Genomic DNA, 21,189 nt, shown 5'->3' with positions numbered 1-21,189 from the left:
CGATGGCGAAGTACATGCTGATCATGCGAGGCACGGACGAGTCCATGGCCAGGATGATGGAGACCCCCTTCGAGCAGATGCTGGAGACGGTGGGCCGCTTCAACGAGGAGCTGATCAAGGCCGGTGTGCTGGTCGCCGCAGAGGGTCTTGACGACCCGGGCCAGGGCGTCGTGGTCGACTTCGACGGCGAGACGCCGGTGGTCACCGACGGCCCCTACGGCGAGACCAAGGAGCTGTTCGGCGGCTTCTACCTGATCGACGTGGCCTCCAAGGAGGAGGCGGTCGAGTGGGCCAAGCGGCTGCCGGCGTTCCCCGGCAGCAAGTGCGAGATCCGCCGGGTGCCGAGCATCGACGACTTCCCGCAGGACAACGAGTGGATCATCAAGGAGCGCGCCTGGCGCGAGAGCACCGGCCAGCTCTGATGTCGCAGGCCGCTGACGGCCCGCCGACCACGGAGGCGGCGCGGCGGGCCGTCGAAGCCGTCTGGCGGATCGAGTCCGCGAGGATCGTCGGCGCGCTGGCCCGCTACACGCGGGACTTCGAGCTCGCCGAGGACGTCGCCCAGGAGGCAGTCGCCGAGGCGCTGCTCGCCTGGTCGGGGGATGGCGTCCCGGCGAGCCCGGTGGGCTGGCTGCTGGCCACCGCGCGGCGGAGGGCGATCGACGCCTTCCGCCGCCGGTCGGCCCTCGCCGAGCGCTATGCCGTGCTCGCGAACCCGCTCGGAGAGGGCGAGGCCACCTCGGGGGCCGCGGTCCCGCAGGACCGGTCCGACGACCTGCCCTGGGACCCCGACCGGGTCGACGACGACGTCCTCGCCCTGATGTTCGTCGCCTGCCACCCGGTGCTCTCGCCCGAGGCCCGGGTGGCTCTGACGCTGCGCGCGGTGGGCGGCCTGACGAGCGAGGAGATCGCGCGGGCGTTCCTGTCGACCGTACCGACGGTCCAGGCGCGGATCACCCGGGCGAAGAAGACGATCGCCGCGGCGGGGGTGCCCTTCGGGCTGCCGCCCGCAGCGGAGCGGCGGGAGCGGCTCGGCGGCATCCTGAACGTGCTGTACGTGATCTTCACCGAGGGCTCCACGGCGACGGCGGGCGACCGCCTGCTGCGCGCCGACCTGGCGTACGAGGCGATCCGGCTGACCCGGAAGCTGGCGGCGCTGCTGCCGCGGGAGCCGGAGGTGCACGGGCTGCTCGCCCTGTTCGAGCTGACGTCGGCGCGTTTTCCCGCCCGCACCGGGCCCGACGGCGAGGCGGTGCTCCTGGAGGACCAGGACCGCAGGCTGTGGGACCGGTCGGCGATCCGGCGCGGACTGGCCGGGATCGGCCGGGCCTCGTCCCTGGGCCGCGGCCTCGGACCCTACGGGCTGCAGGCCGCGATCGCCGCCTGCCACGCGTCGGCGTCCTCGGTGGCGGAGACCGACTGGGAGCGCATCGTGCTGCTCTACGAGGCGCTGGGCCGGGTCGCCCCCTCCCCGGTCGTCGAGCTCAACCGGGCCGTGGCCGTCGCCATGGCCCACGGACCGCGGCAGGCCCTGGCGATGGTCGACGAGCTGGTCGCCTCCGACCGCCTGTCGGGGTCCCACCTGCTGCCGAGCGTGCGCGGCGAGCTGCTGACCCGGCTCGACAGGAACACCGAGGCCAGGGCGGAGCTCGAGCTCGCCGCCCGGCTGTGCCGCAACCTGCGCGAGCGGTCGGTGCTGCTGCGCAAGGCGGCGGCCCTGGGGTGACGAGTGGTCGTCCGGCCGCGGCCCGGGGGCGGGTTTCAGCCTCGCGTGCCGTTGCCGGTCGCCGCCCACAGGGCCAGAGCGGCGGCGCTGAACGCGGCGCCCAGCAGGCAGACGGCGCCCCAGCCGGCGGCCGCGTAGACGGTGGTCGAGGCCAGCGCTCCCGCCGCGCTGCCGGCCGAGTAGAAGACCATGTAGCCGCCGATCAGCCGGCTGCCGGCGTCGGCGCGGAGGCCGTGGATCAGGCTCTGGCTGGTGACGTGGACGGCCTGCACGGCGAGGTCGAGGAGGATCGCGCCTGCGGCCAGGGCCCACAGCGAGTGCCGGGTGAAGGCCAGCGGGAGCCAGGACAGCACCAGGATCGCCAGGGCCGTGCCGGTGGTCCGCCTGGCGAATCCGCGGTCGTGCAGGCGGCCGGCCGGGGCGGCGGCGAGGGCGCCTGCCGCGCCCACGAGCCCGAAGGCCCCGATCCCGGTGTGCGTCAGTGACAGGGGAGGCTCGCTCAGCGGCAGGGCGACGCAGCTCCACAGGGTGCTGAAGGCGGCGAAGACCAGCAGGGCGAGCAGGGCGCGGACCCGGAACACGGGCTCGCGGACGAACAGTGCGAGGGTCGAGCCGAGCAGCCGGCGGTAGCGGATCGCCGGGCGGGGAGCGGTGGTGCGCGGCAGCTCGTGGTGGAGCGCCAGGGTCAGCACGAGGCTGACCACCGCGGAGGCGAGGTAGACCGCCCGCCAGCTCACGAGGTCGGCCAGCAGGCCGGAGGCCGTGCGGGCCAGCAGGATGCCGACGACCACGCCGCCGGTGACCAGGCCGACGACCCGGCCGCGCGCGTCCGGTCCCGCCAGTGACGCGGCGAAGGCCACCAGGGACTGGGTCACCACGGCGGAGAATCCGATCAGGGCCATGCCGATCATCAGCAGCGGTGCGGTCCCCGAGAGGCCGACCGCGGTCGTGGACAGGGCCAGCAGGACGAACTGGACGGTGATGAGGCGCTTCCTGTCGAGCAGGTCGCCCAGCGGCACGACGAGGAACAGGCCGAGGCCGTAACCGATCTGCGTCAGGGTGACGAGGGCCCCGACGGTGGCCTCACCGATCCCGAAGTCATGGCTCAGGGTGGCCAGCAGGGGTTGGGCGAAGTAGACGTTGGAGACCGCCACCGCGCCGGAGAGGGCGAACAGCAGCGTGGTGCGGCGGGGGAGGGCGCGCGCCTGCGGCTGTCCTGCCGCCTCGGCGACCCGGGTCGTCTCGGTGCGGTCGGTCACGGGACACCTCTCGACAGTTGGTGGCAAGTTGCTACCAGGCGGGACCGTAGCCGTGCCTGGTAGCATGTTGCAACCTTGATTCCCGGACGGAGGCCGCTGTGGTCAGACGGACCCGCTTGGACGGCAGCGACTGCCCGGTCGCCCGGTCGGTCGACGCGATCGGCGACTGGTGGTCGCTGCTGATCGTGCGGGACGCCTTCGACGGCAGCCGCCGCTTCGGGGAGTTCCAGCGCAGCCTGGGCGTGGCGAAGAACATCCTGGCCGCCCGCCTGCGCAGCCTCGTCGCCGGCGGCGTCCTGGAGATCGTGCCGGCGTCCGACGGCAGCGCCTACCACGAGTACGTGCTGACGCCCAAGGGAGAGGATCTCTTCCCCGTCGTCGTGGCGCTCCGGCAGTGGGGTGAGAGCCACTTCTTCGAGGACGGCGAACCGCGTTCTGAGCTGGTGGACCGCCGCGGCGGCCGTCCGCTGCGGCCCCTCGAAACGCTCTCCGCCGACGGGCGGCGCCTGCGCCCCCGCGACACCGTGGTGAAGAAGGCCGACCGGCCCGCGGCCCCTGACGCCTTCCGGTAGGCCCCCGCGGTGCGGTCGTCCGCCGGGGACGGGGCGCGCCGGGCGGCCGAATCCCGCGGAGCTGTCCCCGGGCGGCTGACCGGGTGGGATGCCGGATGCGCGCCGCCGCGCCTGGTTGCCGAGGAAGGGCCCAGCGGGCTCGATGGGGGCAGTCCCGCGGCGCGGCCGCGGGCCGCACCGCCTTCCCCAGAGGAGTGATCCGTTCATGACCGAGGACGTCTTCGAGGACCCGGAAGCACTCAGGCGGCTGACCGCCTACGACCGCGACGGCGAGTGGATCGGCGCGGTCGACGACGTGTTCGTGGACAACCTGAGGCACCGCCCGGAGTGGGCGACGGTGCGGACGTACGTGGACGGCGTCCGCGAAGGCGACACGCTGGTCCCGCTGGTGGGGGCCACGCACACCCGGGAGGGGATCCTCGACCTGGCCTGCACGGTGGCGGACGTGCGCAGCGCGCCCAGGGTGGAGCCAGAACAGCACCTCGACCTCGTCCAGGAGCAGGAGCTGTACGTGCACTACGGGCTCGCCGGGCCGCAGGAGGCGTCAGGGGCGCCCGGCGTCGGCGGCGGGCGTCCTCCGCTGCCGGTGGCCGAGGACGGGCACGACCTCCAGGACGTCAAGGAGCTCGCGGACGCTCCGCCGACCGCGCCGCCGGTCCCGCGCCTGCGCAGGTACGTACCCGGGGAGATCGGCCGGGAGGGCTGACAAGCCCCGGCGGCGGGCCCGGCGCCTGGACGTGCGCGAGAGCGACGGCGGTCAAGATCACCCCTACAATGGTCGTATTGCACTGTTTGCGCAGATAGGAGCCCTGTCACGCCCGCCACGGAAGGGCTGCCCCCGTATGTCACCCCACTCGGCGAACCCCGACCGGAACACCGGGCACGGTGGACCCCAGGTCCCCGTCGCCACCGCGCTGGTCGACGCCTCGGGCACCGTGGTCGGGTGGTCCGCCGAGGCGCAGCGCCTGCTGGGGTACGCGGGCGACGACGTGCTCGACGGCAGGGTGCGGGCGCTGCTGGCGTACGACAGCGCGGGCACGGAGGGCGGCCGGCTTCGCGAGCTGATCGGTCCCGGTGCCGTCGAGCGCATCGAGGCCCGTGAACCCTGGTCCTCGCTGCTGAACGCCCGGCACCTGGACGGCCGCGCCGTCCCGGTGGCGCTCGACGCGGCCCCGCTGACCACCGCGGGGCACGGGGCACTCTGGCTGCTGTCGGCGGTCGGGCTCGACCGGGTGAGCGCCGCGCCGGCCGCCGCAAGGCTGCTGACGGACGCCCTGCTGGAGCGCTCACCGGTGGCGATCGCCTTCTGGGACACCGGCCTGCGGGCGGTCTGGGTCAACGACGTCGCCGCGCAGCAGGCGAACGCCCGGCCGGCCACGCTCGTCGACCGGCCCGTGGACGAGGCCGCGGGGAACTTCGACCTATCGGAAGCACTGCCGGCCATGCGGCGTGTCCTCACGACGGGCACCCCGGTCCTCGACCGCGAGATCCGCAGGCTCTCGCCCGACGGGGAGGAGAAGGCGTTCTCGGTGTCCATGTTCCGGCTCGAAGACGCTGACGGAGCCGCGCTGGGCGTGTGCACGATGGGCATCGACGCGTCCGCGAGCACGGTGCGGCGGCGGATGTCGCTGCTGAACCGCTCCGGCACCCGCGTCGGCACCACGCTCGACATCGTCACGACGGCGCAGGAACTGGCGGACGTGATGGTGCCCGAGCTGGCGGACTTCGCCACCGTGGACCTCTCCGACTGGGAGCCCCCCGGCACCTCGCCCAACGAGCCCTTGGAGTACAACGAGTTCGGCAACCCGGCCTTCCGCCGCGCGGGAATGGCCTCGATCCACCCCGAAGTCCCCGAGGCGGTCTTCGACGTGGGCGAGGTGGTCTTCCACCCCCCGTCGTCCCCCCTCGTGCGGCCGCTCGCCACCGGGCAGTCGCACTTCGAACCGCGGCTGGACACGGCGCATTCCTGGCTCGCCGAGGATCCCGCGAGGGAGAGGGTCATCAAGCGGGCGGGGATACATTCCGTCATGGTCGTCCCGCTCAAGGCGCGGGGCGAGATCCTGGGAGTCACCTTCCTGGCCAGGACCGGCGACCGCGCCTCCTTCACCCGCGGCGACCTCTTCCTCGCCGAGGAGCTCTCCGTGCGGGCCGCGCTGAGCCTGGACAACGCCCGGCGGTACTCACGCGAGCGCAGGGCCGCCCTCGCCCTGCAGCGCGACCTGCTGCCCCGTCACCTTCCCGACGGCGGCGGCCTGGACCTCTACTCCCGCTACCTCCCCACGGACAAGCAGGGCGTCGGCGGTGACTGGTACGACGTCATGCCGCTGCCCGACGGGCGTGTCGGGATGGTGGTCGGGGACGTCGTCGGGCACGGGATCAGCGCGGCGGCGTCGATGGGGCGGCTGCGCACCGCCGTGAACACGCTGGCGGACCAGTGCATGCCGCCCCATGAACTCCTCGCCCGCCTCGACCACGTGGCGGTGCGCCTGTCGCGGAACACCGTCGACCCCGAGCGCCTCGGCATCCCCGCCCTCGCCGCCACCTGCGTGTACGCGGTGTACGACGGCGCCACCGGGTCGTGTGCCATCGCGCGGGCCGGCCACCCGCCGCCCCTGATCATCACCCCCGACGGGCACGGCGAGTACTCCACCGCCCCTGCGGGCGCGCCCATCGGATGGGGGCTCTCCTCTTACGAGTCCCACGAGATGACACTGCCGGAGAACACGCTCGTCGCCCTGTTCACCGACGGGCTGATCGAGCGGCGGGGGGACGACATCGACGCCGGACTCGCCCGCCTGCTCGCGGCTTTCGCCGATTCCCGGGGCAGCCTCGGCTCGATGTGCTCCGCCGTCATCGACCGCATGACCCGCGACACCGCGACGGAGGACGACATCGCCCTCCTGCTGGCCCGCACCCGATGCCGTTGAGCGGCGAACGCCGGCCGGTGCCCTCCGCGAGGGGAGGGCACCGGCCGGCCTTCGTGGCAGGCCGTCAGGACGACGACACGGAGAACGAGTTCGTCGTGAAGTCCAGGCCGCCGGACGAGGACGTGATCTCGTAGCCGAACTGGACGTTGCCGAGGGTGATGTCGCCGAACCAGCCCTTGGTGTTCTTGATCCAGTTCAGCACGGACAGCACGTTCACGGTGGCGGAGTTCGTGTTGGACGTGCGGACGAGGGAGATGACGGTGTTGGCGCCGTTGCTCCCCTTGTAGACCGTCCATGTGCTGCCGCCGACGGTGACGTTGCCCTGCGAGGTGCCGAGCGGCCCGACCGCGCCGGTCTTGTTCATCCAGAGCATGATCTCGTACGCGTTGCCGGTGTCCCAGATGTCGTACGCCGTCTCGTAAGCGCCGCTCGACGGCACGCTGACGTTGAAGCCGGAGGTGACGGTGTGCAGGGCGCTGAGCTTCTTGCCCACGTAGCGGGTCGCGTTGGGGTACGACTTCACGCCGCCGGTGTTGGGGTGGTTCGCCCACACACCCCAGTTGCTGTACGAGTTGGCCCAGATGGTCTGCTGCCCTGCGCCACCACCCCAGACGTCGTTGTAGAGGGTGTAGCCGCCGTTGGACCAGGTGCCCCATTGGTCGCTCGACGACCAGGTGGCGGCCTGAGCCGGCGCCGCGGCCAGCCCCACCGCGGCGGCCGCGGCGGCGACGAGGCCCAGCAGGACGGTGCGGGGTTTTCTCCGGAGGGTTGCGTGCATGGGGGGACTCCGTTTCGTGTGCCGTGACGGCTCCCGCGCGCGGACATGGTGTCGAAGCGCTTCGATCGTGGGGCGAAGCAGTTCGGTGCCGTCATCGGAGGTTTGCGCGATACGATGACAGTCGAATTGTCGAAGCGCAACGAGTCCGACCGGGCGAATTTCCGACCGCCCCGCCGCGGCCGGTGGCCTGACGGGGTGACGGCCGGGCGGCGCCCCGGCCCCGGGACCGGCTAGACCTGCGGTGTCGTCCGCGCGGTCCGCCACAGGTAGACGCAGGCGAGCGTGCGATAGGGGCGCCACGGCTCCGCGATGCGCTCCAACTCGGCGGGCGTCGGCGGCTCCGCGAGCTCGTAGGCCTTCTCGACGGCGCGGCGCAGGCCGAGGTCGCCCACCGGGAGCACGTCGGGCCGGTTCAGGTGGAACATCAGGAAGATGTCGGCAGTCCAGGTGCCGATGCCCTTCACCGTGTCGAGCCGGGCGACCACCTCGTCGTCGGACAGTTCGTGCAGGCCTTCGAGATCGAGTCGCCCGGTGGTGATGTGCTCGGCGAGGGAGCGCAGCGCCGCGGTCTTCGCGTGCGACAGGCCGGTGGCCGTGCGCATGGCGTCGGCGTCGTCGTCGAGGACCTGCCGCGGGGTCGGCTCGTGTCCGCCGAAGCGGTCCTTGAGCCTCTGGTGGATCGACCGCGAGGCGGCACCTGAGATGTTCTGGCTGATGATCGCGCGCACCAGGACGCCGTAGCGGTCCTTCGGCAGGTCCGGGTCGGGCGCGAGCGCCGCGTCCGGTGGCACGGCCGGCCGCCCGCCGCCGTCGCCCGCGGCCTCGTCGATGATCACTGCCAGGACGGGGTCGGCGCGGCGCAGGTGCTCCTCCGCGGTGCTCGTACTCTGCCGTGTCATGGCTTCGACGCTAGGTCAGCGCCGCGGGCCCGGCGCGGGATTCGGGGCCATGAGGGTGCCACCGGTCCTGGGGACGGCCTGCCGGTCACTGCTCCGTGGCGCGCTGGTCCCCGCTACGCATCCGCCGGGGGTCCTCGGAGCGGATCGCGGCCCTGTCGCTCTCGTCCTCCGCGTCCATCCGGCGGGCCTCGGCAGCGACCTCGGCCAGGCTGCCGGCGGGCAGGACGACGGCGCCCGACCTGTCGGCGTAGACGTAGTCGCCGGGGGTGACGCAGACGCCGCCGATCTCGACGGGGACGTTCGCCGCCGACGGGGCCACGACCCCGCCGCCCCAGTGGGTGGCCTCGCCCGCGCACCAGGCCGCGAAGTCGTAGGCGGCGAGTTCGCCGAAGTCGCGCAGGCGCCCGTCGCTGAGGACCCCGGCCAGGCCGTGGTTCTGTACCCGGGACAGCTTGGTGCCGCCGCCGTGCGAGGCCTCGGGGTAGCCCCCGCTGGACAGCACGAGCACCTTGCCCGCGGGGTCGTCGCCGATCGCGCGGTAGAACCAGCCGCCGAAGCCCGGCTCGTTGGTCGCCGTGAGGTCGCTGCGATAGGGCAGGTAGCCGATCGTGACGGCCTCGCCGAAAAGGGACCGCTCGGGGGTGGGGCTGACCAGGCTCAGGATGTGCGCCCGGTGCTGGTGGACGCGGCCCATCGCGTCGACCAGCGAGGCACACGACAGCCCCTCGACCAGAGTCCTCGGATCGGAGTCCTGCTCAGCCATGCCGGCTCCTCCCTCACGGCCTCGAAGCGGCCGGGTCAGTGGTGCGCCATGCTCCGCTCCGGATGGAGCTCCAAGGCGTCGCGGTCCCACCGCGCTGCCTCGGCGGCGGCTTCGTAGGTGCTCTGCAGGAAGTCCGTCAGCGCCCGGTCGGGGTCGTCGGCGGTGCGCACGGCTTCATAGGGGAGCAGGAACTCGCCGGCTTCCGCGCTGTAGGCCGCTGCCGCCGGCCGCACCGGGTGCCGGGCGTAGCCCTCGGGCTCCGGGTAGGCGTACGAGTAGAAGCTGCCCTCGGCGGAGCCGCCGGGCCAGAAGCCGCAGCTGGAGACCTCGTGCGAGTACGCCTCGACCATCACCCGGTCGGCGAGGTTCGGCGCCCCGCCCGGGTGCGGGGGAGCGGGCCGCCCGGAGAAGCGCGTGACGGCGAGGTCCATCGCCCCCCAGAAGAAGTGCACGGGGCTGACCTTCCCGATGAAGCGGGAGCGGAAGTCCGTCAGTACGCGTTGCGCGCAGGTGAGCTGCTCCCAGAAACGGTGGGCGTGGCCAGGCTGGTAGGAGGCGTGGGCGGTGTCCTCAGGAAAGGGGGTGACCGGCTCGACCTCGACCGGCGTCGGCCACAGCGCCACGTCGATACCCAGCGACTCCAGCGCCGCCAGCGTCTCCTGGTAGAAGTCCGCGACCGACTTCGGCTCCAGCGCCACCCGCCGCTCCCTGCCGTCGCTGGAGCGGATGTGGAGTTGGTGGTCGCCGAAGTCGAACTCGATCTCGAAAATGCCGCCGTCGTACGGGACGGCCGATGTGGTCAGCCCGCGGACCGACACGTAGAGCGGCACCTGCCACCAGTGGTTGAGCATCGGCGCCTGTGCCATCCGGATCTTGCCCACGATCTGGGTCCACATGTGCAGGGTCTCCCTGGTCGCGCTCCACTCGTCGAGGGGCGCGCGCGGCCAGCTCCGGAAAGCGTGCGACACGGTCTGCGGGCTGGTCGGCATCGGATCCTCCGTTGCCTCGGGACGGCTGCACCGGTGGCCGGCCAGGGCGGCCAACCAGGTGGCCAGCCCCGCCGCACACCATGTGTCGATTGTCCGCTGCCGCCCGCCGCCGTGCCAGTCGGCCGGTTCACGCCGGAGGTCTGCCACCGGGGGCGGGGGCGGTCCGGACCTCCCGCCCGGGGGCGGGCTGTGGGCCGTCGGGGTGGTTGTCGGCGCTGCGCCGTGCCATCGGGCCGGCGCCGCGCGGCGCGGCAGCACGATGGTGCCGGTGGTCCGCCGCGAACGGAGCGGCGGCAGGATCCCGGGAGCGCTCCATGGCCGACCAGCAGCCGACCACCGGCACCCCGCCGGCCCGGTACGACGACCTGCGCGCCCTGTACGTCAACTGCACCCTCAAAAGGTCGCCGGAGCCGAGCCACACCCAGGGCCTCGTCGACCGCAGCGCCCGGATCATGCGGGAGCAGGGTGTCACCGTCGACGTCGTCCGGGCCGTCGACCTGGACATCGCCACGGGTGTGTGGCCGGACATGACCGAGCACGGCTGGGCGAGCGACGCCTGGCCCGACCTCTGGCGCACCGTCATGGCGGCCGACATCCTCGTCCTGGCAGGGCCCATCTGGCTCGGTGACAACAGCTCGGTCACCAAGCGGGTGATCGAACGGCTCTACGGCGGGTCGAGCGACCTCAACGACGCGGGCCAGTACGCCTACTACGGCCGGGTCGGCGGCTGCCTGATCACCGGGAACGAGGACGGCATCAAGCACTGCGCGATGAACATCCTCTACAGCCTCCAGCACCTCGGCTACACCGTCCCCCCGCAGGTCGACGCAGGATGGGTCGGCGCGGCGGGTCCCGGACCGTCCTACCTCGACCCCGACTCCGGCGGCCCCGAGAACGAGTTCACCCGGCGCAACACCACCTTCATGACGTGGAACCTCCTCCACCTCGCCCGCATGCTCAAGGACGCCGGCGGGATTCCCGCGTACGGCAACCAGCGCAGCGCCTGGGACGCCGGATGCCGCCGCGACCACGACAACCCCGAACACCGCTGAGGGCTGCCCTGCCGCGGCTCAGATGCCGAGCCCGGGGAGGGCGGCGAGCGGATCGCCCTCGTCCGCCAGTGACTTCTCCGCCCAGATGGTCTTGCCGGTCGGACCGTCGTAGCGGGCGCCCCAGCTGTCGCACAGCTGGGCCACCAGGAACAGTCCGCGGCCGCCCTCGTCGGTCGTCCGGGCCCGGCGCAGCCGCGGCTGGGTGTTGCTCGGGTCGCTGACCTCGCAGACGAGGCTGGTGTTCGTGCGGACGAGGCGCAGGAGCACCGGCGCGCCCGCGTAGCGGATCGCGTTGGTGACGAGCTCGCTGACCACAAGCTCGACGACGAAGCCCGCGGCCTCGGCGACACCCCAGGCATCGAGCTGGTCGGCGGTGTGGCGGCGGGACTCGGCCACGGCAGCCGCCTCGTCGGGGACCGGCCACGCGGCGATGTCGGTGTCGGGCACGGCGCGCAGGCCGGACACCAGGACGGTGACGTCGTCGGCCAGCTCGCCGGGTGCGATGTCGGCCACGATGCGGTCCGCGGCCTTCTGCAGTCCGCTGGGGGTCGGGGCGATCGGCGCTACCTGGGCAAGCCGGGCCAGCAGGTCCTCCATGCCGTGCCCGATGTCCTGATTGCGGTGCTGGACGAGTCCGTCGCTGTAGAGGACCAGCACGCTGTCGGTCGGCACGTCGACGACGCTGCTCTCGAAGGGCAGGCCGCCGATGCCGAGCGGCGGCCCGGGATTGAGGCCCATGTAGCGGACGACGCCGTCGGGACGCATGAGGACCGGCGGCGGGTGTCCCGCGCTGGCCGCACTGAGCCGGTGTCCGATCGGGTCGTACACGGCGTACAGGCAGGTGCTCGACAGGGCGTCCTCGTGGGCCGGCTCGTCGTCCGCGGCGAGTTTGGCGACGAAGTCGTCGAGGTGGGCGAGCAGTTCCTCGGGCGGCAGCTCCAACTGGGCCAGGACCTGGATCGCCGAGCGCATCCGCCCCATGGTCGCGGTCGCCCGCAGGCCGTGGCCGACGACGTCGCCGACGGCCAGCGCCACCCGCAGCGACGGCAGCGGGATCACGTCGTACCAGTCGCCGCCCGCTCCCTGGCCGTCCGCGTCGGTGGGCAGGTAGATGCCCGCCGCCTGGACGGCGTGCGTCTCGGTGTAGGGCGCGGGGAGCATGCTGCGTTGGAGTTCCTCGGTCGCGCCCCGCTCGCGCGCGTAGCGCCGCGCGTTGTCGACGGCGAGCGCGGCGCGGGCGGTGATGGTGGCCAGCAGGCGTACGTCCTCGGCCGCGAAACGCGGGGAGCCCGCGGTGCGCCAGACCTCGACGCTGCCCAGGATCAGGTTGCGCGCCAGCAGCGGGGAGTGGATGAGGGCGTGCACGTCGGGGCCGGGGATCAGCGCCCTGACCAGGGCGGGCTCGTTGTCGAGCGCCTCCGTGACGTCGGCGAGGGTGGGCAGCCACAGCGCCTCGCCGTGCTGGTGCCGGCGGATCGACGCCTTGTCGGGCAGGGCGGGCAGGTCGTCCCCCGGTTTCAGGAAGCCGTCGGGGAGCGGGGTGCGCTCCGTGGCGGCCACCGCCGCCCGGCGCAGCCCCACGTCGCCCCCTCGGTCGCGCTGCGGCGGGTCCCGGCCGGTCAGCACCTCGTGCGCCAGGTTGACGGTGACCACGTCGCCCAGTCCGAGCAGTGCCTGGGCCAGCTGCCGGGCGGTCCTGGCCACGTCGAGGGATGTCCCGATGGCCGAGGTGGCGTCCAGCAGCAGGTCCAGGCTCTGCCGGGTCCGCACCGCGTCGGTGACGTCCACGAAGACCAGCAGGAGGCCCGGCGGGCCGCCCTCCTCCTCCTGCCGGAAGACCGACAGGTCGACGACCAGCCCGGCCGGGTCGCGTATCGGCTGTGCGTGCAGCACCTGGGGGATCCCGTCGGAGAGGACCTGCGCGACCCTCCCGGCGGGGTCGTCCGACGCTCCGTGCGGCTCCAGGAGTGGGCAGAACTCCTGCCCCACGGCCACTTCGAGGCCGCGGAAGCACTGCGGGGCGACGCTGCACTGGGTGACCCGCATGTCGCTGTCGAGCACGACGACACCGAATTCCTCCTGCTCGGTCACCGCCTGTGCCAGACGCTGCGCGACGCTGGGGCGGTCGGAGCACGACGGGTCAGCCACGACCCACCGGTCCCGGTGAGTCGTGCCCGACCCGGGCCCGACGTCTACTGCCCATATTCCGACAATAGGCTTATCGAGGGCATTGTGCGTCACGAGTTCCCCGACGGCGGCCGGGAGTCAGCCGAGGCTGACGTCGACGAAGCGCGGGCGGTAGATCGACGCGTCGGCGTAGAGGTCGGTGTTGACGAAGCTGTTGACGTTGTAGGAGACGACCAGGTGCTTGCGGTCGCCGAGTTCCTGGTGCTCGTGCGGGTTGTACGTGAAGACGTTCGCGTTGCCGTAGCTGCCGGTCGGGCCGCTCTCGGGCGTGGTGTACGCGGTGGTCTCGTCGACGAAGGGTCCGCTGGGCGAGCAGGAGAAGGCGAGGTCGATCCCGGCCGACAGCGGCTGGCTCAGGTCCTGGGTGACCATGACGTAGACCCGGCCGTGCTTGACGACGCTGAACTCGTTCGACACCTCGAAGGCGGCCCCCGGCCCGCCGTCGACCCGCGCGGAGGCGGACTCGTCGGACGACCAGGTGCCGCCGGCGGTCAGGTACTGCCAGGGCCGGGTCAGGTCGGATCCCGCGACCCTGGCGACATGGAGGTACTTGTGCGCTCCAAGGTCCTCGGAGCCGTACACGTAGGTGTCGCCGCCGTCCCTGGAGATCCAGGCGCCCCAGGAGATCCCCGTCGCTGAGGGAAGCGGGCTGACGGAGACGGGTCCGCCCAGGTGGGCGGGGTCGAAGCGGGCCAGGACGTTGCGATCCCAGCCGAAGTCGAGCGGGCCCGAGCCGGTGGTCTTGAACTCGCTGTAGACCACGTTGAGCCGGTCGCCGAGCATCAGGCCGTCGCGGGCCCAGTACCAGTGCGCCGCGTCCGGTGGGGGCAGCAGCGCCGTCGGGGCGCCCGCGGTGCCGCCGGTGACGGTGACGGTGGGGCGGCCCTTCCTGGTCTCGACGAAGGTGTTGTTGACGAACGGGGTGGTTCCGCCGTCCTGGACGACCGGTGGGCGCGAACCGTCCGCATTGACCCGGCCGAGGAAGCTGTCGGAGAAGATCCAGGCGTCGGCGCCGCCCGGCAGCGGAGCCGAGTACGTGCTGTCGGCGCCGGTCCAGTGGCCGGCGCCGCCGCTGTTCGCGTAGTCCGCGAAGGCGTCGGTCAGCCGGACGTCGGGGGCGGTGCCGGTGACGCTGGGAACATCCACCCCGGGGCACACCTGGGCCCGCGCGGCGGGGGCGGCGGGCGCGGCGGCTTGCGCGGGGACGGCAACTCCCGTCGACACCGCGAGAGTTGCCACCGCGGCCAGTGCGCCGCGACGGAGCGTGACCGTTCTTCCCGAGCGGAGACTGCTCATCTTCGACTACCTCCAGATCGCCCAGAGCCCTTGTCAGTCGAGCGCGGGCCATGTTATCGATAACCAGAGCACAAAAACTGCTCTACGGATCCCTGAATGTCAACTACCACCCGAGCGCACCCTTGTTGGTCGCCTCGGCCGAGTGGCACGCCATGGTGGCGGACCGTGGTCGCCCACCCCTCGAAAGGCAGCTTCGATGAGGAAGTTTCGTAGCCGTACCCTGGCGCTCGCGCTGACGGCGGTGGCTCTGCTCGCGGCCGGCTGCGGGTCCGGCCCGGCGAAGAGCAACAGCCTCAAGCTCTACAACGACAAGGCCGCGTGGACGCCGTACTACAAGCAGGTCAGCGCGCAGGCCAAGCAGGAGGCCGGAGTCACCGTCAACCCGGTCGGATACGCCGACGAGCCGACGTACCAGGCGTTCGTGAAGTCCGCGCTCAAGACCAGAGTGAAACCCGACCTGTTCACCTGGGCGACCGGGCCGCTGCTGTCGCAGTTGGTCGAGTCGGGCGACGTCGGCGACACCAGCGCGCTGTGGAGCAAGGCCATCCGGCAGGGAGACCTGCCGCAGCAGCTGGAGCAGTACTACACGGTCGGCGGCAAGCAGTACTGCGTACCGGAGAACGTGTCGTACTGGGTGATGTTCTACAACAAATCGGTCTTCGCCGAGAACGGCATCACGGTGCCCACCTCGTGGTCCGGGCTGATGGACGCCGCCGCCAAGCTCAAGCAGAGCGGCCGGACGCCCTTCTACCAGACCAACGTGCTCTTCTCGTTCGTCTGGTTCCAGATCCTGCTGGCCGGCAACGACCCCGACCTCTACGACAAGCTGGTCCAGGGCAAGGCGTCGTACACCGACCCGGGCGTGGTCGACGCCATGAAGCAGTGGCGCGACATGATCGGCAAGGGCTACATGTCCGACGCCGGCGACAAGACGGACCCGGCCACCCTGCTGAAGTCCGGCAAGGTCGCGATGGTCCCCGACGGCACCTGGTTCAACACGAGCATGACCCAGGCCGGCGAGAAGCCCGGCAAGGACTACGGGATGTTCGTCATCCCCAAGGTGAACCCGTCGCTGGCCAAGACCCCCGTCCCGGTCGAGACCGGCGCGCTGTGCACGGCGGGCAAGTCGTCCAACTCCGCGGCCATCGACAAGTTCACCACCTGGTGGACGACGCCCGCGGCGCAGACCAGGTGGTCCACGTCCCGGGGCGACGTCTCCGCCAACCCCAAGGTGACCATCCCCGACCCGGGTCTCAACACCCTCACCAAGCAGGTCACAGGAACGGATTACCAGCTCGTGGACCGGTACTTCGACGCCGTCTCCCCGGCCGTGCTGACCGCGGCGCTCGACGGCTTCGGCGCCTTCATGGCCGATCCGGACAGCTACCAGAAGCAGCTCACCGCCATGCAGAAGGTCGCCGCCTCCGGCAGCTGACACCGGTGCCGGTCACGGGCGGGGGCACCTCCCGCACCCGCCCGCGACCGCACCCGACCCGGCACGGCAGGCGGCAGCCGCCTGCCGCGAGAAGGCGCCCAGCGGAGAGCGAGAAGGAACGAGTCCATGTCCCAACAGGTGTTGACCGACAAGGTCGCCCATGCCTACGCGGCACCCGAGCGGCACCGGCCGCGCGACCGGCACGCGTGGTGGTCCCACGCCATGATCTCGCCGGCCGTCCTGTTCGTCGCGGTGATGCTGTACCTGCCCTTCCTGTGGTCGGTGTTCATCAGCTTCACCCACTACGGCGGCTCCGGTACCCCGCAGTGGGCGGGCCTTGCCAACTACCGCCACCTCATCGACGACCCGGTGCTCGCGACGACCGTGCGCAACACCGCGCTGTGGGTGGTCGGCACGCTGGTGCTGCCCGTCGGCCTCGCGCTGCTGATCGCCGTGCTGACCTACAACGTCCGCGGCGGCATCTGGCTCCGGCTGCCCTTCCTGCTCCCGTACGCGATCTCGGGCACCGCGACCGCGCTGGCCTGGGGGTTCGTCCTCCAGGACAAGGGAGCGCTCAACTCCCTGCTGGCCACCTTGCATCTGCCGGGCGCGCACACCTCGTTCCTGCAGACGGCGCCGCTGAACACGATCGTGATGATCCTGGCGCAGACCTGGCAGAGCATCGGGGTGAACCTGCTGCTGTTCGTCGTCGGCCTGCAGTCCATACCCCGGGAGACCATCGAAGCGGCCAGGGTCGACGGTGCGAGCGGCTGGAAGCTGTTCTCCAGGATCGTCTGGCCGATGATGCGGCCGCTGACCGCGGTGGTGGTCGGTCTGGCCCTGGTCGCCGGGCTGAAGACCTTCGACGTCGTGTGGATCATGACCCAGGGCGGGCCAGGACGGTCCTCGGAGACCCTGTCCATCACCATGTACCGCGACGCCTTCGTCAGCGGGGACTACGGCTACGGTGCCGGCGTCGCGGTGCTGCTGACCGTCGTCGGCATGCTCGTCTCGCTCCTCTACCTGCGCCAGCAGGCCGGCTCCAAGCGCCAGTTCGACATCACAGGAGGCGGCCGATGAGCACCGTCACGCACACCGCGGCCGTCCAGCGGGCCGCCACGGACACCGCGCAGCCGAGGCCGCGGCGCCGGAAGGGCAACGCACTGCGCTACACGGTCGTCGGCGTACTCGGCCTGATCTGGCTGCTGCCGCTGTACCTCGTGCTGGTCAACGCCTTCCGCCCGTCGACGAGTTACACCGGCCAGGGACTGTGGAAGCCGTCCGCCCACTTCGCGCTGCTGGGCAACTTCGCCAAGGCGTGGGACGCCGCCGCGCTGGGCCAGAGCCTGACGGCGACCGTGCTCTACAGCGTGGTGGCCCCCGCCATCGCCGCACTGGTGGGCGCGCTGGCCGGATACGCCATCACCATCCTGCAACTGCGGCGCGGCTTCCTGTGGTTCATGCTGATCTACGGCTCCGTGGTCTTCCCCGCCCAGATGCTGCTGATGCCGCTCTTCGTCGGCTACGCCGACCTGAACCTCTTCGACAGCCGCATCGGCCTGGTGCTGGTCTACGTCGCGGTGGACGTCCCGCTGGCCACCTTCGTGATGCGCAACTTCTTCATGTCCGCCGCCCGTTCGGTCTTCGAGTCCGGGCTGATGGACGGGGCCAACCCGTGGACCATCTTCTGGCGGATCTACCTGCCGATGTGTCGCGCAGGCGTCGCGGCAATCTTCGTCCTGGAGTTCACCTTCGTGTGGAACGACCTGCTCTTCGGCATGGTGCTGTCGCAGAGCGACGGGATCAGGCCGCTGATGACGTCACTGTCGACCCTGTCCAACCCGTACGCGGGGATCACGGTGCCGGTCATCCTGGCCGGCGGCCTGATCCTCTCGCTGCCGACCATCGCCCTCTTCATCGCGACGCAGAAGCTGTTCGCCAAGGGGCTCACCCTCGCCCAGCTCTGAGGCCCGTCCCGCGGGCGGATGACGGGACTCTGCCGAAACGCTCCCTCGCCGCGCCAGGACCCGCCCCCGGCAACCGGGGCCGCGGGCCCGCCCGGCGGTACCACCCACCGGCCTCCGGCCGAAGACCTCACGAAGGACATTCCCATGACCACTCGCCTGCTGCGAGCATCACTCGGCTCGCCGACCTACGACGGCATGCGCGAGACCCTCGTCTCGAACCTGCACACGGTGCTGTACGAGGCCCGCGGGCTGCGCGTGACAGGCAGGGCGCTGCCGCTGCTGCGCAGGCGCGCGGACGGCGGCGGCCTCGAGCAGGCGGTCAGGTTCACCGTGACGGCGCCGGCCGGCGCCGCCGTGGACCTGGAGCTGCGTGCCGGGGGCGCCGCCGGCGACCGGGCCACCGTGGAACTGGCGGGAGGTTCCGGCACCGCCGACCTCTTCGTACCCGAGGTGACGGCGCCCACCCTTGCCGAGGTGACGATCTCCGACGCCTCGGGGCAACTGCGCAGCGTGGAGATGCCCGTGCACCCGCAGCGCAAGTGGACCGTGCACATGGTGCACCACTCGCACCTGGACATCGGCTATACCGACCGGCAGGGCACGGTGCTGCGCCACCACTCGGAGTACCTCGACTCCGCACTGGACCTGGCCGAGGCCACCGACTCCTGGCCGCAGGACGCGCGGTTCCGCTGGACGGTCGAGTCCGCGCTGCCGCTGCGCCGCTGGCTGGCCGGACGCGCGCCCTCCACCCGGAGCCGGTTCGTGGACCTCGCAAGGGCGGGGCGCATCGAGGTCACCGCGATGCCCTTCCAACTGCACACCGAGGCCTGCTCGACCGAGGAGCTGCACCGGCTGCTGCGGTTCACCGACGACCTGCGCACGGACTACGGCATCCCCGTCACCTCGGCCATGCACACCGATGTGCCGGGCGCGGTGGTCGGCTTCGTGGACGCGCTGGCCTCGGCAGGGGTGCGCTACCTGTCGGCCGCGCACAACTGGGCCGGGCGGTCGGTGCCCTTCCTGGTCGGCGGACAGGAGCTGGCCAGGCCCTTCTGGTGGCGGGCGCCGAGCGGCAACCGGGTCCTGGTGTGGGTCACCGACACCCCGCACGGCATGGCCTACATGGAGGGCAACATCGTCGGCCTCGCCGAGGGCTACGGCTCCACCCTCGACCTGCTGCCCAACTACCTCGACGGACTGGCGAACCGCCCCTTCCCCTACGGCGGCGAGGCCTTCGGCTGGGCCGGGCTGCCCGACGAGGAGCTGAGCAAGACCCCCTACGCGCACGACCTGCTGCACCTGCGGGTCCAGGGCGGTCCCGCGGACAACGCGGGACCCTCCATCGTGCCCGCGACCGTCGCCCGCCGCTGGAACGAGACCTGGGAGTGGCCCAGGCTGCGCGCCGCGACCAACACCGACTTCTTCACCGAGGCCGAGCAGCGGTTCGGCGCCGACCTGGCGGAGCACACCGGTGACTGGACCGACTGGTGGGCCGACGGCCTCGGTTCAGGAGCCCGCCCGCTGGGCTACAACCGCCGTGCGCAGAACGCCGTCCGGCAGGCGGAGAGCCTGCACACGCTCGCAGGCGACGACACCGCGATGCCCAGGATCGACGCCGTCTACGACCGGCTGGGCCTGTTCGACGAGCACACCTGGGGAGCCGCCAACCCCTGGAGCGACGCCGAGGACGGCTTCGACTCCGGCGGCCTCCAGTGGGCCCGCAAGTGCGAACTCGCCTACCAGGCCACCGATGACGCCTTCGACCTGCTGGCCGACGGGGCTGCCCGGCTCGGCACCCGCTTCACCCCGGCACCCGGCACCGCCGCCTCCTTCCTGCTGGTCAACACCGGCCACGGCCGGCGCAGCGACGTCGCCGAGTTCTTCGTGCCGGCCAGCACGATCGCGCTGGACCAGCCCTTCACCGTGCACGACGCGCGCACCGGGGAGGTGCTGCCGCACCACGCCGAGGTGTCGGAACCGCTGGAGAACCCCACCCGCCCCTACGGCCGGCGGGTGCAGGTCCTGGTCACCGATGTGCCGTCGGTGGGCTGGGTCCGGCTCGACCTGGCCCCCGGCGGCGAGACGCCGCGGGCCGAGCGGATCACCCAGGGCGGGGCGGACGGTGCTGCCCAGGTGGAGAACGAGTTCTACCGGGTCGAGTACGACCTCGAGAACGCCGTGATCAGGTCGGTCTTCGACAAGCAGGCCGGGCGGGAACTGGTCAACACCGAGTCCCCCGCCGGATTCGGCCAGTACATCTACGACCGCTACTCCACCGCCCCGCACGTCAACCACCTGTCCGGGCACATCCAGGCCGGCGCCGACGACCTGTCCCTGCTCGCCTCGCGCACCCTGGGCCGCCGCGCCTCCGTCGTGAGGGCCGAACGCACCGCGGTGGGGGAGACCCTGGTGGTGCAGACCGACGGCGACGGCGCCGACTGGATACGCACCACCATCACCCTGCGCCGCGGGGTGCGCCGCGTCGACATCACCAACCGGATCGCCAAGCGCGGCGCCCCCGCGAAGGAGAGCGTCTTCTTCGCCTTCCCGCTGGCCGTCGGCCCGGCCCCGGCGCCGGTGTGGGAACTGACCGGCGGCGTCGGCGGTGACCGGGTGCCGGTGGTCCCGGGCGCCGCCCACCACATGCGGCCGATCCGGCACTGGGTCGGCTTCGGCGACGAGGACTTCTCGGTCGCCTGGGCCACCCTCGAAGCGCCGCTGGTGATGTTCGGCGACCTCTACCTGCCGTACGCGCCCTTCCCGGCCACCGTCAATCCGGCGGAATCCGAGCCGGGCACCGTGTACTCGTGGGCGCTCAACAACATCTGGGACACCAACTTCCCCGCCCAGCAGCAGGGCGAGACCACCTTCCGCTACGCGATCACCTCGGCCTCGGGGCAGGCGCCCGGCGTCCTGGGCCCGCAGGCCTCGGCCGGACTCACCGACCCGCTGGTCGCGGTGCCCGCCACCGCCGCGGCGCAGGCGGGTCCGCGACCGAGCGGCGCGGAGCAGGGCGCGGTGTCGGCCGCGGCGCCCGAGGGGCTGTTCGCGGGAGTCGACCACGAGTCCGTCTTCGTCTCCTCGATCGGCGCCTCACGGCGCGGCCACGACACCGTGGTGTACCTGCGCTCGGTCGCCGACCAGGAGACGCAGGTCGAACTGCGGCTCCCGATGCCGGCGCGGGCCGCGTACGTCGGCACCACCCTGGAGCGTGACCTGCGCGAGGTGCCGGTGAGCGGCTCCCGCGTCCGGGTGACCGTTCCCGCGCACGGCCACATCGCGGTGGCCGTGGACGCCGCGCCCCGGCCGTAGCAGCCGCCAGGACACACCGAAGCCATC

Annotated in this window: 17 protein-coding genes; 10 read left to right on the top strand and 7 right to left on the bottom strand. The window is 72.1% G+C overall.

Annotated elements, in window-relative coordinates; genetic code table 11:
- The first annotated feature begins 2 nt into the window (after window positions 1-2).
- Window positions 3-422: a YciI family protein gene (locus ACGFMP_RS34940; RefSeq protein WP_393677764.1), complete on the top strand. Its 420-nt coding sequence runs from the start codon at window positions 3-5 to the stop codon at window positions 420-422.
- A complete protein-coding gene (locus ACGFMP_RS34935) occupies window positions 422-1,726 on the top strand; it encodes an RNA polymerase sigma factor (RefSeq protein ID WP_393677762.1) in 1,305 nt (434 codons plus the stop codon). The genes ACGFMP_RS34940 and ACGFMP_RS34935 overlap by 1 nt, the downstream gene beginning before the upstream one ends.
- Window positions 1,727-1,761: 35 nt before the next feature.
- Here ACGFMP_RS34935 and ACGFMP_RS34930 read toward each other — a convergent pair whose 3' ends face one another.
- Window positions 1,762-2,985 (bottom strand): MFS transporter, encoded by a 1,224-nt coding sequence (locus ACGFMP_RS34930; RefSeq protein ID WP_393677761.1) that lies wholly within the window; start codon window positions 2,983-2,985, stop codon window positions 1,762-1,764.
- A 98-nt stretch (window positions 2,986-3,083) separates the two neighbouring features.
- Here ACGFMP_RS34930 and ACGFMP_RS34925 point away from each other — a divergent pair, with 98 nt between their 5' ends.
- The 3 genes from ACGFMP_RS34925 (at window position 3,084) to ACGFMP_RS34915 (ending at window position 6,484) form a co-directional block, all read left to right on the top strand.
- Window positions 3,084-3,557, top strand: a complete 474-nt coding sequence (locus ACGFMP_RS34925; RefSeq protein ID WP_393677759.1) for a winged helix-turn-helix transcriptional regulator — start codon at window positions 3,084-3,086, stop codon at window positions 3,555-3,557.
- 205 nt (window positions 3,558-3,762) lie between these two features.
- Window positions 3,763-4,263: a hypothetical protein gene (locus tag ACGFMP_RS34920; protein ID WP_393677757.1), complete on the top strand. Its 501-nt coding sequence runs from the start codon at window positions 3,763-3,765 to the stop codon at window positions 4,261-4,263.
- Window positions 4,264-4,399: 136 nt separating this feature from the next.
- Window positions 4,400-6,484 carry a SpoIIE family protein phosphatase gene (locus ACGFMP_RS34915; protein ID WP_393677755.1) on the top strand — a complete coding sequence of 695 codons (2,085 nt, stop codon included), beginning with the start codon at window positions 4,400-4,402 and terminating at the stop codon, window positions 6,482-6,484.
- A gap of 64 nt (window positions 6,485-6,548) precedes the next feature.
- Here the strand turns inward: ACGFMP_RS34915 and ACGFMP_RS34910 are convergent, their stop codons facing one another.
- The 4 genes from ACGFMP_RS34910 to ACGFMP_RS34895 all read right to left on the bottom strand — a co-directional run bounded on the left by ACGFMP_RS34910 (window position 6,549) and on the right by ACGFMP_RS34895 (window position 9,913).
- Window positions 6,549-7,262, bottom strand: a complete 714-nt coding sequence (locus tag ACGFMP_RS34910; protein ID WP_393677754.1) for a hypothetical protein — start codon at window positions 7,260-7,262, stop codon at window positions 6,549-6,551.
- Between the two features lie 230 nt (window positions 7,263-7,492).
- A complete protein-coding gene (locus tag ACGFMP_RS34905; RefSeq protein WP_393677753.1) occupies window positions 7,493-8,161 on the bottom strand; it encodes a DNA-3-methyladenine glycosylase family protein in 669 nt (222 codons plus the stop codon).
- Window positions 8,162-8,246: 85 nt separating this feature from the next.
- Entirely contained in the window at window positions 8,247-8,924 is a 678-nt protein-coding gene (locus ACGFMP_RS34900) for an RraA family protein (protein ID WP_393677752.1), read from the bottom strand.
- 35 nt (window positions 8,925-8,959) lie between these two features.
- Entirely contained in the window at window positions 8,960-9,913 is a 954-nt protein-coding gene (locus ACGFMP_RS34895; protein WP_393677750.1) for a DUF5996 family protein, read from the bottom strand.
- Window positions 9,914-10,227: 314 nt separating this feature from the next.
- On the opposite strand from ACGFMP_RS34895, the gene ACGFMP_RS34890 reads away from it, so the two are divergent.
- Complete coding sequence (locus tag ACGFMP_RS34890; RefSeq protein WP_393677748.1) at window positions 10,228-10,965, top strand: flavodoxin family protein; 738 nt, start codon at window positions 10,228-10,230, stop codon at window positions 10,963-10,965.
- Window positions 10,966-10,983: 18 nt separating this feature from the next.
- On the opposite strand, the gene ACGFMP_RS34885 is transcribed toward ACGFMP_RS34890, so the two are convergent.
- Together ACGFMP_RS34885 and ACGFMP_RS34880 are read right to left on the bottom strand one after the other, a co-directional pair.
- Entirely contained in the window at window positions 10,984-13,113 is a 2,130-nt protein-coding gene (locus tag ACGFMP_RS34885; protein WP_393677746.1) for a SpoIIE family protein phosphatase, read from the bottom strand.
- 117 nt (window positions 13,114-13,230) lie between these two features.
- Window positions 13,231-14,448 carry a hypothetical protein gene (locus ACGFMP_RS34880; protein WP_393677744.1) on the bottom strand — a complete coding sequence of 406 codons (1,218 nt, stop codon included), beginning with the start codon at window positions 14,446-14,448 and terminating at the stop codon, window positions 13,231-13,233.
- A gap of 196 nt (window positions 14,449-14,644) precedes the next feature.
- On the opposite strand from ACGFMP_RS34880, the gene ACGFMP_RS34875 reads away from it, so the two are divergent.
- The 4 genes from ACGFMP_RS34875 (at window position 14,645) to ACGFMP_RS34860 (ending at window position 21,162) form a co-directional block, all read left to right on the top strand.
- Window positions 14,645-15,883, top strand: coding sequence for an ABC transporter substrate-binding protein (locus tag ACGFMP_RS34875; protein WP_393677742.1), 1,239 nt, complete (start codon window positions 14,645-14,647; stop codon window positions 15,881-15,883).
- Between the two features lie 126 nt (window positions 15,884-16,009).
- The gene (locus ACGFMP_RS34870) at window positions 16,010-16,963 is read left to right on the top strand and encodes a carbohydrate ABC transporter permease (RefSeq protein ID WP_393677741.1); all 954 of its coding nucleotides are present in this window, start codon (window positions 16,010-16,012) and stop codon (window positions 16,961-16,963) included.
- Window positions 16,960-17,850 carry a carbohydrate ABC transporter permease gene (locus ACGFMP_RS34865; RefSeq protein ID WP_393677739.1) on the top strand — a complete coding sequence of 297 codons (891 nt, stop codon included), beginning with the start codon at window positions 16,960-16,962 and terminating at the stop codon, window positions 17,848-17,850. Before ACGFMP_RS34870 ends, ACGFMP_RS34865 begins: the two co-directional genes overlap by 4 nt.
- Before the next feature lie 144 nt (window positions 17,851-17,994).
- Window positions 17,995-21,162: a glycoside hydrolase family 38 C-terminal domain-containing protein gene (locus ACGFMP_RS34860; RefSeq protein WP_393677738.1), complete on the top strand. Its 3,168-nt coding sequence runs from the start codon at window positions 17,995-17,997 to the stop codon at window positions 21,160-21,162.
- Window positions 21,163-21,189: the final 27 nt, after the last annotated feature.

Source organism: Streptomyces sp. NPDC049040 (genome assembly GCF_043197715.1).
In the GTDB taxonomy this organism is placed as follows: Bacteria; Actinomycetota; Actinomycetes; order Streptomycetales; family Streptomycetaceae; genus Actinacidiphila.
The sequence above is the reverse complement of the archived record's forward strand: the minus strand, read 5'-3'. Positions and strand labels throughout refer to the sequence as shown.